At 63.4% G+C, this 13,072-nt stretch carries 12 protein-coding genes; 8 read left to right on the top strand and 4 right to left on the bottom strand.

Annotation, left to right across the window (positions count from 1 at the left end):
• Nucleotides 1-13 precede the first annotated feature (13 nt).
• Entirely contained in the window at nt 14-1,006 is a 993-nt protein-coding gene (locus tag EWM57_RS03925; RefSeq protein ID WP_129919828.1) for an MBL fold metallo-hydrolase, read from the bottom strand.
• A gap of 205 nt (nt 1,007-1,211) precedes the next feature.
• On the bottom strand, nt 1,212-1,415 hold the full coding sequence (locus tag EWM57_RS03920) for a hypothetical protein (protein ID WP_129919827.1): 204 nt from the start codon (nt 1,413-1,415) through the stop codon (nt 1,212-1,214).
• Between the two features lie 266 nt (nt 1,416-1,681).
• Here EWM57_RS03920 and hutU point away from each other — a divergent pair, with 266 nt between their 5' ends.
• From hutU to EWM57_RS03895, 5 genes are all read left to right on the top strand, one after another.
• Nucleotides 1,682-3,442, top strand: coding sequence for a urocanate hydratase (hutU, locus tag EWM57_RS03915; protein ID WP_129919826.1), 1,761 nt, complete (start codon nt 1,682-1,684; stop codon nt 3,440-3,442).
• Nucleotides 3,443-4,218: 776 nt separating this feature from the next.
• A complete protein-coding gene (locus EWM57_RS03910; protein WP_129919825.1) occupies nt 4,219-4,767 on the top strand; it encodes an REP-associated tyrosine transposase in 549 nt (182 codons plus the stop codon).
• A gap of 543 nt (nt 4,768-5,310) precedes the next feature.
• Complete coding sequence (locus EWM57_RS03905; protein ID WP_129919824.1) at nt 5,311-6,027, top strand: hypothetical protein; 717 nt, start codon at nt 5,311-5,313, stop codon at nt 6,025-6,027.
• Nucleotides 6,028-6,435: 408 nt separating this feature from the next.
• Nucleotides 6,436-7,263, top strand: a complete 828-nt coding sequence (locus tag EWM57_RS03900; RefSeq protein ID WP_129919823.1) for an NADPH-dependent F420 reductase — start codon at nt 6,436-6,438, stop codon at nt 7,261-7,263.
• Between the two features lie 140 nt (nt 7,264-7,403).
• On the top strand, nt 7,404-7,724 hold the full coding sequence (locus EWM57_RS03895; protein ID WP_129919822.1) for a GNAT family N-acetyltransferase: 321 nt from the start codon (nt 7,404-7,406) through the stop codon (nt 7,722-7,724).
• A gap of 102 nt (nt 7,725-7,826) precedes the next feature.
• Here EWM57_RS03895 and EWM57_RS03890 read toward each other — a convergent pair whose 3' ends face one another.
• Together EWM57_RS03890 and EWM57_RS03885 are read right to left on the bottom strand one after the other, a co-directional pair.
• Nucleotides 7,827-8,888: a TolB family protein gene (locus EWM57_RS03890; RefSeq protein WP_129919821.1), complete on the bottom strand. Its 1,062-nt coding sequence runs from the start codon at nt 8,886-8,888 to the stop codon at nt 7,827-7,829.
• A gap of 89 nt (nt 8,889-8,977) precedes the next feature.
• Nucleotides 8,978-9,931, bottom strand: a complete 954-nt coding sequence (locus EWM57_RS03885; protein WP_129919820.1) for an NmrA family NAD(P)-binding protein — start codon at nt 9,929-9,931, stop codon at nt 8,978-8,980.
• 271 nt (nt 9,932-10,202) lie between these two features.
• Here EWM57_RS03885 and EWM57_RS03880 point away from each other — a divergent pair, with 271 nt between their 5' ends.
• The 3 genes from EWM57_RS03880 (at nt 10,203) to EWM57_RS03870 (ending at nt 12,984) form a co-directional block, all read left to right on the top strand.
• Nucleotides 10,203-10,631, top strand: coding sequence for a BLUF domain-containing protein (locus EWM57_RS03880; RefSeq protein ID WP_129919819.1), 429 nt, complete (start codon nt 10,203-10,205; stop codon nt 10,629-10,631).
• A gap of 164 nt (nt 10,632-10,795) precedes the next feature.
• A complete protein-coding gene (locus EWM57_RS03875) occupies nt 10,796-11,860 on the top strand; it encodes a glycoside hydrolase family 16 protein (RefSeq protein ID WP_129919818.1) in 1,065 nt (354 codons plus the stop codon).
• A 56-nt stretch (nt 11,861-11,916) separates the two neighbouring features.
• Complete coding sequence (locus EWM57_RS03870; protein WP_129919817.1) at nt 11,917-12,984, top strand: glycosyltransferase; 1,068 nt, start codon at nt 11,917-11,919, stop codon at nt 12,982-12,984.
• Nucleotides 12,985-13,072: the final 88 nt, after the last annotated feature.

The raw sequence follows: 13,072 nt of genomic DNA, 5'->3' as shown, positions 1-13,072 counted from the left end.
CAAAACCACTTGGCTACTCCGGGATTTTGCCGGTGCGCGGGTTGCGGGCCCGCTCGGGCTTGGGCCGCGGGTAGCGGTTTTGCTGATGCTTTTTCTGCTTCTTAACCAGCAGGGCCACCCCCACCAGGGCCGCCACGCCCGCGGCGGCAATGGCCAGCTTGCCCGGCAGCGAATCTTTGGCCGCTGGCGGTACCGACACAACGCCCGTGCCATCGAGGTGGGCGGGCTGAGAAACGTAACGACCGTGCTTGGGCATGGGGAAGTTGTTGGCTAAGTGGTGAAGCTGTTGAGTGAATTCGGGACCTGCTACGGCCGGGCCGTGCCCGCAGCCGATGGCGGCCGGCTCCAGGGCCGCCAGCTTCTGCACCGAGCTGCGCACTTGTTCCCAATCGTAGTTAAACGGGGCCCCGGCCACGCTGATGGCCGGCCGCTGGAGCAACAGGGACGGCACCGACTCGTGGTTGGCCGTAGCAAAAGCGTCGCCGCCGAGCAGGGTGCGGTCCGACTCCCGGAACAAGGCCAGCTGCCCCGGGGCGTGGCCGGGTGTGTGCAGCCAGCGCCACTCGGGCAGGTAGGGCACCTCATCTTCGGAATCAGCGGGCAGGGCCTGCACGAAGTCGGAGAGCTGAAACGACTGGGGCGGGAAAAACCGGGCCACGAACGCCAGGCTGCCGCCCCCGTCCACGGTCGGGTCGGCGGGCGGATACACGGCCTTGGCGGTCAGAAACGGCATTTCCAGCGGGTGGGCCAGCACCGGCACTTTCCAGTGCTCGGCCAGGGCCTGCACCGAGCCCGAGTGGTCCATGTGGCCGTGGGTCAGGATGATGGCCTCGGGGTGGGTGCCGGGGTAAAACAGCTCGTCGGCGGCGGCAATAATGGCTTTTTCTGAGCCCGGCAGTCCGGTATCAACCAGCACCCACTCCCCGGAGCGGCCGGTTTCGACGAAGTATAGATTAACGAACCGCTGAATCGTGAGCTGGTGGACGCCCTTGGCAACTTGTTTCATGGCTTTCGTGCAGTAGTTGGAGCCAGTCAGTACGCATAATTTCCCGGGCGGGGTGCGGATTTCTCCACTTTTACGGTTCTGCTGCGGTTCGATACGAGGCAGGCTGGTCCGGCCGCCAAGTCATAATTCCCAACCGCCGGGCGCAAAAAAAGCCCTTCCCGCAGGAAGGGCCCTGGCGCAACCGAGCTGGCGGAGCCGGTAACGACTATTTGGCTACGGTGGTGTCCATGGCCATGCCGCCGCTGCCGTTGGGCATGGTGCTGGCCGTATCCTGGCGGCGGATGCCGGCGTCCACGGTGCCGTCGTGGACGCTGCCGTCGCTGGTGCCTTCGAGCTTGCTGCCGCCCGGTTCGCAGGCGGCCAGGGAGAAGGAGGCCGCGGCCAGGGCGAGGAAAAGAAGCTTTTTCATGGGGTTGGTCGGTGAAAAGAACGTGGGAACAAAGAAGGGCCGTCAGCCGGGACAAACCCGGCCGCTTTCCGTGTACGGCTAATGCGGATTGGAAAGCTGAAATTTCAACGCCGGCCGCTGGCGCCCCGGGCTGGCCGCGGCCGGAGCAGCCCGGGTGCGGCCAGCCCGGGCCCCGGCTGGGCCCGCGGTAGTGGGGTGGAGCGGGAAAACTCCTATCTTCCAGCCCAATTATTCCCACCCAGTCCACCCAATCCGCCTTTTTCCTCATGTCGCACTCCGCCCTCGACACGCCCGAACTCAACCTCGAAGCCACTTCCAACTCCGCGCCCGCCCAGTCCACGACCCGGCCCATGTACTACGAGTACAAGCCCGCCGAAACCGTGAAGGCCCAGCACGGCACCACCCTGCGCTGCAAAACCTGGGAAGCCGAAGCGGCCCTGCGCATGCTGGAAAACAACCTCGACCCGGCCGTGAGCCTAGTCTACGACGAGCTGATTGTGTACGGGGGCGCCGGCCGCGCGGCCCGCAACTGGAAGGAGTACCAGACCATCGTCAAGAGCCTGAAGGAGCTGGAAGCCGATGAAACCCTGCTGGTGCAGTCGGGCAAGGCCGTGGGCGTGCTGCGCACCTGGGCTCACGCGCCCCGGGTGCTCATTGCGAATAGCAACATCGTGCCCGCCTGGAGCACCCAGGAATACTTTGATGAGCTGGATAAGCTGGGGTTGATGATGTACGGGCAGATGACGGCCGGCTCCTGGATTTACATTGCCACCCAGGGCATTTTGCAGGGCACCTACGAAACCCTGGCCGCCGTGGCCGACAAGCATTTCGGCGGCACCCTGGCCGGCACCGTCACCGTGACGGCCGGCCTGGGCGGCATGTCGGGGGCTCAGCCGCTGGCCGTGAGCATGAACGACGGCGTGTGCCTGGTCATCGAGCCCATCGACGCCCGGGTGCAGCAGAAGGTGCGCGAAGGCTACGTGGACGAGCAGGCCCGCGACCTAAACCACGCCCTGGAGCTGATGCAGCAATACAAAGCTGAGCGCAAAGGCTGGAGCATCGGCCTGACCGGCAACGCCGCCACCGTGCTACCCGAGCTGCTGGCCCGCGGCTTCAAGGCCGACGTGGTCACCGACCAGACCTCCGCCCACGACCTGATGGACTACATTCCCGAGGGCGACATCGACCAGGTGCTGGAGCTGCGCAAAACCAACCCCGAGGAGTTCAAGCGCCAGGCCCTGGCTTCCATCGTGAAGCACTGCCAGGCCATCATCGACATGCAGGCCGGCGGGGCCGTGGCCCTCGACTACGGCAACAACCTGCGCGGGCAGGCCGAAAAAGGCGGCCTCAAGGTGCGCGACGAAAACGGCCAGTTCCTCTACCCCGGCTTCGTGCCCGGCTACATCCGCCCCCTGTTCTGCGAGGGCAAGGGCCCCTTCCGCTGGGCCGCCCTCAGTGGCGACCCGGCCGATATTCTGCGCATCGACCGGGCCCTGCTCGAAACCTTCCCCGACAACAAGATGCTGGCCCGCTGGATCGAAAAGGCCCAGGCCAAGGTGCCCTTCATCGGCCTGCCCGCCCGGGTGTGCTGGCTGGGCTACGGGGAGCGGGAAAAGTTCGGCCTGGTCATCAACGACCTGGTGGCCCGGGGCGAAGTATCGGCCCCCATCGTTATCGGCCGCGACCACCTCGACTGCGGCTCGGTAGCCTCGCCCAACCGTGAAACCGAAGGCATGAAGGACGGCTCCGACGCCGTGGCCGACTGGCCCCTGCTCAACGCCCTGGCCAACACGGCCTCCGGGGCCGACTGGGTGAGCCTGCACAACGGCGGCGGCGTGGGCATCGGCAACAGCACGCACTCCGGCATGGTGATAGTGGCCACCGGCACCCCCGAAAAGGCCGAGCGTCTGCGCCGCGTGCTCACCACCGACCCCGGCATGGGCGTCTTCCGACATGCGGATGCGGGGTATGAGCTGGCCCAGCAAGTGGCTGAGGAGCGCGGGGTGAAGATTCCGGGTAACAAATAGGCGCATTATCAAGACACGAGCTTTGTGCTAGACTCTTTCGATATTTTCGCCTTATTCGTTTTAGTTGGAATAGCTGGAATATTGGCTCTTCTTTATATAGGAGCCAAACACCGCTATGATAATATCCAAGCACATGGAGTACGTGTGCAAGGTGTAGTGGTAAGTAACAAGACTAATTGGGGGCAGATTACTACTGTGCAACCAGTCGTTCGATTCGTGACTCGAGATGGACAAACAATAGAGGCAGAATACTGGATTGGGGAAGCCTTTTCACGCTACCCAGAAGGGTAAGAGTAACCATTGTCTATAATCAGGAAAATCCTTACGAATTTGATATTGTAAATGCTAGCCGTAGATATTTTTGATCTGGTTCCACCTAGCGCGAGCATGTAGCTCGTGACTGATAAAAATAAGAATCTTGCTCCTCCACTGCCGCGTCAGAGACAAAAGGAAAAGCGCCGCTCAGCGAAACCTGGGCGGCGCTTTTCCTTTCAGCGCAACCGGCGCCATAATTGGCAGTCTTACCGCATCAGTTGAAAATATGACGTGGTTGCTGATGATGAAGATCCAGCCTAAATATATCAATTTCATGCTAATCAACGCGCCCCGCTAGCGCGCGTCTCTGACGCGTGCTCCCCGGTACCGCGTCTGCGACGCGAATCAGCCACGCCATCTGTTCATCTTGCGCAGGCGGGCGCGTCAGAGACGCGAAACCGGTGGGCACGCGTCGCTGACGCGCGCCAGCTGCTTATATATTCTTTATTTATTCTGTGCTTATGTCTGACAAATACCGCCCTCACGACCCGGAGGGCATTTACTTTCTGACCATGACGGTGGTAGACTGGGTCGACTTATTTACGCGGGGTAGCTACAAAACCGTCATTGTCGACAGTCTGCGCTATTGCCAGCAGCAGAAAGGGTTAGTGCTCTACGCGTGGTGTTTGATGCCCAGCCACCTGCACCTGATTGCCGGGGCCGCGGCGGGCCATAGTCTCTCGGCCTTTCTGCGCGACTTTAAAAAGCACACCAACCGGAAGCTGCTGCACCGTATTCAGTACGAGCCCGAAAGCCGCCGCGAGTGGCTGCTCCACCGCTTTGCTTTTCATGCCGCCCGCACCCGGCGCGTACAGGACTACAAGCTGTGGCAGGATGGCAGCCACGCTGTGCAGCTGCTCACCCCGGCCTTTGCCCGGCAAAAACTTGAATACATCCACCATAATCCCGTTGCCGACCTGACGGTGGCTGCACCGGAGCACTATCTCTACAGTTCGGCCGCCAATTACGCCGGCCAGGCTGGGTTACTCCCGATTGAATTTCTGGACTAGCGGCCTGCTATTTATTGCCAGCAATACTAGCGCGCTGGTCCACTGTTGGCGCGCTGCTGGCGCGCGTCTGCGACGCGTGCCCACCGGTCTCGCGTCTCTGACGCAAATCTACCGGGCTATTGGCACACACGGACGCGTCGCAGACGCGAAACCGGGGAGCACGCGTCAGAGACGCGCGCTAGCAGGACGAGCGGGGTAAGTTAACCGCACTATTTTTTCGAAAACATCGGCCCCTACAAAAACTCTGGTTAGCCCACCGAAAAACTTCGGGTGGCCCCAAAGACTTCTTTTCTATGCCCCTACGTTTCTTGGTTGACCCACCAGAACTCTTGTTATACCTCCGATAAACTTAGGGGTATAAAAAAGAACTCTTGGGAGGGTTCCGAAAAAGGTAGGAAGGGTAAAAAGAGTTATTGGGAAGCCTTCGAGAAAAATCCGGTGGCCAAAAAGAGTTGTGGCGGGCAAGTTGAAGTTTCTCGGTAGGATATATAGAATAAAAATGGTAGCTAGAACAAGGTTTAACTTTCACCTAACTACCATTTTATGTTATCATTTGACAAGATTTTTGGCGACTGGTTCGCCGACGACGTTATCAGCTTTGAGGAGCTGGAGGCGGGCACCCGCGACCATCTGGAGCGGCTGCGCCAGGGCAACGGCCAGGATCGGTTTGCGGCCCTGATTTCGGCCACCGAGGCACGTTACGAAGCCTACTTCGGACAGCGTAGTCAGGCGGGCACGGCCCGGAGCGCCGGCAAGAGCGCCACCCTCACGCTGGGGGCGGCCAAAGACAACCTCGTGCAGTGGCTGGCCGGCGAAGGCCGTGACTACATCGACTACAAGCTCCGCGACAAAGCCCAGCGCCTGCGCTTTTATCCCGGCGGGGCCGACGAGTACTACCGGGCTGCTCATACCGCCTGGCCGGGCCTGCTGGAGCGCTTCGATACGGCTCTCACGGAGCTGGGCAGCAAGTTCGAGGCCGAGTTCAAACAGACCTACGCCCAGCACCGCGACGCGCTGCTGGCGGCCCTCACCACCCAGAGCGGCCAGAAAAAGCAGCAGGCCGACGCCCGGGTGGGCTCCCACGCCGAGCGGGACCTGCTCACCCGCCAGCTCTCCCGCAACGCCCGCCAGCTGGGCCTGCTTTTCGACGAGCACCCCGCCGAAGCCCTGACCTACTTCGACCGCAAGTACTTCAACCAGCACCAGCCCGCGGGGGCCGCCAAGCCTGTGGTGCCCGCGCCCAAGCCTTCCCTGAATTAAGCCGCTGCCGCCCGCGTCGCCCGCTATTCTTCGTTTGCCTATCCTCTTGCAACCTGCCGTGCCCGGCTTCCCATCTGCGGAGGCCGGGCACTTGCGTGTGAGGCCCCGCCTATTCCTGACTGCCTCGCCATCAACGCGGCATTTCGAAACCCAGAACGTCAGCCCGAGCTTGCCGGGGAATCTCGCGGGCTGACGTTGCCAAAGTAGCTGTCATCCTGAGCGTGCGAAGGGCCTTATCCCGTTGCATGAGTCGCAGCAACGATGAGCGTTCAACTGGCAGAAGGTCCTTCGCTCTGCTCAGGATAACAATTGTAACCCAACGAAGCGGGAGAGATGCTTCGACTCCGCTCAGCATGACGTAAAAAGGGGAGGCGCAGTGCGTAGAGATGCTTTTTGCGGGAGGTGGGCATGCTTTTGTCGCCTGCCAAAAAAGCAAAACGCCCGCTTCCGCTGTTTATCCTCCCTACGTCGGCACCTCGCCGGCGCCCAACCCAAACCACACAACCCATGAACATCGGAATCATCGGCGCCGGCCACATCGGCAGCGCCCTCGCCGTACGGCTCACCCACCTCGGCCACCAGGTTTACATTGCCAACTCCCGCGGGCCCGAAACCCTCAAAGACGTGGAGCAGAAGACGGGCGCCAAAGCCGTAACGGCCGAGGAAGCCGCCCAGCACGGCACCGACCTCATTGTGGTGACCATCCCGCTCAAGAACATTCCCGACCTGCCCAAGGATCTGCTGGCCGGCGTGCCCCGCGAGACGCCCATCATCGACACCAGCAACTACTACCCCATGCTGCGCGACGGTAAGATTGCGGAGCTGGAAACCGGCAGCCTCACCGAAAGCGAGTGGGTGCAGCAGCACCTGGGCCGGCCGGTGGTGAAGGTGTTCAACAACATCTACGCCGACCACCTCCAGAACAAGGGCGTGCCCGCCGGCACCCCCGGCCGCATCAGCCTGCCCGTGGCGAGTGATGATGCCGCCGCCAAGCAGAAAGTCATGCAGCTGGTAGACGAGCTCGGCTTCGACGCCGTGGACGACGGCACCCTGCACGAGTCGTGGCGGCAGCAGCCCGGCACGCCTTCCTACGGCGCCGACATGCCCGCCGACAAGCTGCGCAAGCACCTGGCCAGCCTCGGCACCGAGCGCACCGAGGCCCAGCACGCCGAGTTCAAGGCCAACCACGCCAAGACCGAGCAGGCCATGGCCGACCAGGGCATCAAGCTGAAGTAGGCCGCCCGCTGGTAGCTTCCGGCTCCAAACAAACAGCGCCGCTCCGGTTATCCGGGGCGGCGCTGTTTGTTTTTCTTCGGCGGGAGCGGCAGACTGGCCCAGCCGCCCTACTTTTAGCCGCTAACTACCCCCGTCCGCCTATGAAACCCGAACTCCAGGATCTGCCCCTCGTCGATAATGCCGGCGGCCACCGCTTCGAGCTGACCGTCAATCACAGCACCGCCTACATGGAGTACGGCGATAGGGAGGAGGGCCTGGCCTTGTTTCACACCGAGGTGCCGGCCCAGCTGGAAGGGCAGGGGGTGGGCTCGGCCCTGGTAGAAAAGGTGCTGGCCGAGGTGGAGCGGCGGCAGCGCCTGCTGATTCCGCTGTGCCCGTTCGTGACCAGCTACCTCAAGCGCCATCCCGAGTGGCAGCGCCTGGTGGCCCCGGCGTACCAGCGCTGGTTTCGGCCGGCTTAACTTACCAACCTGGAAAGCGCCGCCCGAGAAATCCGTACGGCGCTTTTCCGTTTGACCGGGCCGGGTCTCTTCCCGGCGTACGCCGTCAGCATGCAGCCTTTGCTACCGCCACGAAAACTGCCCCGCGCCCCCGCTGATCCGGAAGCCCTTGGGGTCGCGGGGCCAGACGGGCGCCTGATCCGTGAGGGCCACGGGCGCCGGGGCCGCGGCGGGCACCACGGCAATGGCGGTGAAGTAGCTTTTCTCGAAGGTCTTGTAGGTCCAGCAGGCCACGTACTTGCCGTCGGGCGACCAGCTGGGGTAGGTTTCGATGTTGTCGCGGTCAACGGCCGTGAGCTGCTGCAGGCCGCTGCCATCCAGGTTCATCACCCAGAGGTGGTTGTTGAGAATAAAGGCCACGCGCCGGCCGTCGGGGCTGGGCGTAGCGTGGTAGGGCGCCGGGTCGTCGAGTTCGGGGTCGATGCGCCGGGGCGCGGTCAGGTCCGCCTCGGTGAGAAAGATGCCGGGTTGGGGGGAAGTGTACAGGCCGCCGTCGGTGCTGCCCACTTTGTAAGTCCCGCTCATCAGCAGGCGGCCGTCGGGCAGCCAGGTGCCGTAGTACTTGTTGTCGAACTGCTTGACCAGCTTGCCCGTGGCCCGGTCGAAGACGGCCACGCAGTTGGTAGGGAAGGCCTGCCCCTGGTAGCCCAGCACCGTCACGGCCAGGTACTTGCCGTCGGGCGACACGCGCGGATCGTGCAGGCTGCTGAGAATGGCGGAAATGCCCGTGCCGCGAATCACGCTGTAGTCTTCCAGGGCCTGCTTGTAGTCGGGGTTTTCGCTCGACATGTCCAGCACGTTGCGAAACTGCGTGGCGCTGGGGTTGCTTTTGCGGATCAGGTACTTGCCCTTCGGAAACGCGTCGTTGAGGTAGTAGATGTCGCCGTCGGCCGCGGCAAAGGGCTCGAGCCCCTTTTGCAGCAGCAGCCGGTCGGCCTTGGTGGCAAACTCGTACTGATTGACGTCCCCGCTGTGCGCGTACACCAGCCGCCCCCGCCAGGCAACGGCCGCCGCGGGAGCCGGGGCTTTCACGGGAGGCTTGGCCTTGGATTGGGCAAAGGCGCCGGGGGAAAGCGCCAGCAGGCCGGCGAGTAGCAGGGCCGGGAGGAGAGTACCGTTTTTCATGCGCTAAACATAAAAACCAGGCGGCACTTCTGCTACTCGGCGCTGCCCGGGCTGCGTAGCGCGGGGTGCGGCAGATGCTTCCCGTAGGGTTACTGCTGGGCGGCCAGCACCTCCCGCACCGGCGTCCAGCGGATGTCGGGGTAGCGGGCGTTGTCGAGGGGCTCGGCGAGCTTGGCCTGGCCGCTGAGCATGTTGTGCAGGTACTGCATGCCCTGCCAGGGCGGAAACACCTCGTCTTGGGCCGGCATGAGCGTCTTGGTGACCTTGATCATCGTGGCCAGCAGCCCCAGGCCGCCGGCGCGGAAAAGCTTGAAGGGCTTGCCGGTGGCCTGTTGGGCCGCCGCTTGCAGGTCCCGGATGGTAGCTGTCTCGCCGGCTACGCGCAGGTAGCGGGGCGTGCTCGGGTCGAGGGCGGCGGCGGCGGTGTACTCGGCCGTGTTGACCATCGTGGTGAAGTCCAGGGGCTGGTCGGGGCTGCCCCAGTACAGGATGCGCCGCGGCCCTTGCAGCACCACCGGCGCCTGCCCCGTGAGCAGGTCCGTGAACATGCCGTTGAGAATGGACGTGGCCTGAATAGGAGCCTTATCGAGGCGGCGGGCAAACTCCCGGCGCAGGTCGAAATTGCGGTTGGAGCCCTCGGGCAGGCGGGTGAAGTCGGCCGAGAAGTCGGAGGGAATAAAGCGGGGCACCCCGGCGGCCACGGCCGCGTCGAGCAGGCTTGACTGGGCGTCCACAATCACGTCCCGCAGCCCCGACAAGGCCGACACCACGCAGGCGGCGCCCTGGCATACCCGGGTCAGGTCGGCTGCGCGCTGGTAATCCACGGCCACGACTTCAACTCCCTGCAGGCGCAGCGACTCCGCTTCGGCCGACGCCAGAGCCGCCGGCCGGACCAGGGCGCGCACGGAAGCCCCGCGCTGGCGCAGGTGGTGGGCAATCAGCAGCCCGAGGGCGCCGGTAGCCCCGGCCAGCACGATGAAGCCCGGCGCGGCGGCTGGCTGGGAAGGGGAGGCGGAAAGCGATGCTGCGGAAGCCGGAGTCATAGGCGGAGGAAAAACAGGCGTGTGGGGCGGCAGCAGGCCCCCGGAAAAAGCGAGGATACTGGAAGCGCCCCGGCGCTGCTGCCGAGCGGTAATACCCGCCGGGCCGCGCGAAGGTTGTGGCCCGGGCGCAAAGTCCGGCCTGCGCCGCCGCTATGGTTTAGCTTGACTTCGCAAACCGGAGTGGGTATTTTAGGATTCTTAAGCGCCACTTGCCGTCGTTGCCGCGGGCCGGCAGGCTGCTTTTCCGGCGGCGCGCCGTTCCGATTCTGCCATGCACCATATCGTCTACCAAAGCTGCGCCGTGGGGCAGCCCACGCTTGCCGACCTGAAGGCTTTGCTGGTGCAGTCGCGCGCCAACAACCTGCGCCTGCACATCACCGGGCTGCTGCTCTACGGCAACGGCAGCTTTCTGCAGGTGCTGGAAGGCCCTCGGGAAGCCGTGCAGCTGATCTACGGCCGCATCCAGCTCGATTCGCGCCACACCCACGTGGAGACGCTCTCGGACGGCCCGATTCAGAGCCGCATCTTCCAGGACTGGTCCATGGGCTTTCAGACGCTGTCGGGGCCCGACTTTGCCCGCCTCACCGGCTACATTGACCCGTACCGCTCCCGCTTCCTGGATGCCCACCTGCCCGCCATCGATGAGGAAATGCTGTACCTGCTCAAGTCGTTCGTGGTAAACGACGGGGCCCGGCTCTAGCCAAGGCGCACGCGAAACCGGCGGCCGGCTCGTTGGCAAGTTGACCCAGGTGGAAAACCAGCGGCGGATAGCTAATCTTGCAGCGTGGTCCGGCGGTGGAAGGCCGGCGGCCGTACACCTAAAGCCGGCCGGTTTGGTGGCCGCAGTTACGTAACGAGTGAAGTATGAAAGTACAGGTGGCGCTGATTCTGCTGCTGCTGGGCGGGTACCGGCCGGCGGCCGCCCAAAACAAGCTCAAGCCCCAGAGCGAGCTGCTGAAAGACTATAAGCTGGTGCTGGAGGAAAGCTTTGATACCATTTCGCACCCCTCGCAGCTATCCGACAAGTGGCAGTTCACCGGCGACGCCGAGGATGCCAGCGCGGGCGGCGGCGAGTATTACCCCGACCCGACGACAAACAACTGGGCCAACTACGAGCTGCGGCAGGAAGGCGCCGTGCGCTACCTGCGCCTGAAGGCCATTCGGATCGACTCCACCGAAAGTGACTACAACAACCGCTCGGTGTATCCCGACCATGCCGATTCCACCCGCACGCCCCGCATTGCCAAGTTCCGCTCGGGACTGCTGATGACCAAGCGCGGGGTGGCCGGCCCGGTGTTCGATACGCCCTGCACGCCCAATGACAACCCCGGCGGCTCGTCGCGGGGCTTTCTGTACGGCATCTTTCAGGCCCGGATGCGGGTAGACAAGAAGCCCACGTTTCCCGCCTTCTGGCTCTGGGGCGAGCCTCCGCACTCGGGCTCCTGGCCCACGGGCCTGCAGGTCAACATCTATGAAGGGCGGGACTTTGAGTACAACACCAGCCGGATTTTCGGGGTCGGCTACGACGACGAAGCCGATACCTACAAGCCCCACCGGGGTGAGAATACCTGGGTGGAAAAGCACGGCAGCCGCGACCTGGCCGACGACTTTCACACCTACACCTGCGTCTGGACGCCCACTGAAATTTCGTTTTTCTTCGACGACGACAAGATTGTCACCTTCAACGACGCCGACATCATGCGCAAGTACAACCGCTGCCCCACGGCCGTGATTCTGTCCCTGCAGATGTGGTCTTGGTACACCGAGTCGGCCCACCTCGACGTGGACTACATCCGGGTCTACAAGCCCATTGCCAGCCCAACCGAGTTTCCGGCCTACGTCGTGGATGCCAGCACCGAGCAGCTCACGTTTTTTCAGAAGCTGGGGCGCATGCTGACTCCGGTGCCCTTCACGCTGCGCAAAAACTAGGGGCCGCACAGGCGCTTCGCATTCCCGTCGTACCTTTGCGGGCTCTTCCCGTGGCCATGCGTATTCTCTTTATCGTGCCGTATCCAGCCGGCAAAGCTCCTTCCCAACGTTTTCGCTTCGAGCAGTACCTCGACCGGCTGACGGCCGAGGGCCACACCTGGCACCTGGCGCCGTTCATCTCCGACGACACCTGGGCCATTCTCTACAAGCCCGGCCACGCCGTGCAGAAGGCCCTGGGCATCCTGGCCGGCTTCCTGCGCCGCTTTGTCCTGCTGTTTTCCGTGCCCCAGTACGACTACGTGTTCATTCACCGCGAAGCCTCGCCCATCGGGCCGCCCATCTTCGAGTGGTTGATTGCCAAGGTGCTGGGCAAGAAAATTATCTACGACTTCGACGACGCCATCTGGATTCCCAACACCTCGGAGGCCAACAAGATTGTGGCCGGGGTGAAGTGGCACCACAAGGTGGGCAGCATCTGCCGCTGGGCCTACAAGGTGAGCTGCGGCAACGCCTACCTGCGCGACTACGCCCGGCAATTCAACCCCAACGCCGTGGTCAATCCCACGACCATCGACACGGTGAATCTACACAACCGCGTCCGCGACCAGCAAGCACCGGGCCGCCTGGTTATCGGCTGGACCGGCACGCACTCCACGCTGCGCTACATCGGGCAGGTGGTGCCGGTGCTGGCCAAGCTGGAGCAGGAATACGACTTCGAGTTCCGGGTGATTTCCAACCAGCCCCCCGAGCTGCCGCTGCGGTCCTTGGTGTTTCAGCCCTGGCGCAAGGACACCGAAATTGCCGACCTGGCCGGCTTCCACATCGGCCTGATGCCCCTTGAAGACGACCCCTGGGCCAAGGGTAAATGCGCTTTTAAAGCCCTGCAGTACATGGCCCTGGGCATTCCGGCCCTGGTCTCGCCGGTGGGCATGAACACGGAAGTCGTGACCGACGACGTGAATGGCTACGTCTGCACCACGCCCGCCGACTGGGAAGCCAGCCTGCGCCGCCTGCTCGACGACAACGCCCTGCGCACCCGCCTGGGCCGGGCGGCCCGCCAGACAGTGGAGGGGCGCTACTCGGTGGTGTCGAACTGGGAGAATTTCCGCGCCCTGTTTTCGTAGGCCAAGGATAGGGCAGGGGGCTGGTACGGACGAGGTTAACCCTGGCCCCGGATTTCGCGTTTCAGCGGCATCTCCCTTTTCCCTCGTT

The organism is Hymenobacter persicinus (assembly GCF_004167665.1).
In the GTDB taxonomy this organism is placed as follows: Bacteria; Bacteroidota; Bacteroidia; order Cytophagales; family Hymenobacteraceae; genus Hymenobacter; species Hymenobacter persicinus.
This window is presented reverse-complemented; position numbering and strand designations above follow the sequence as displayed.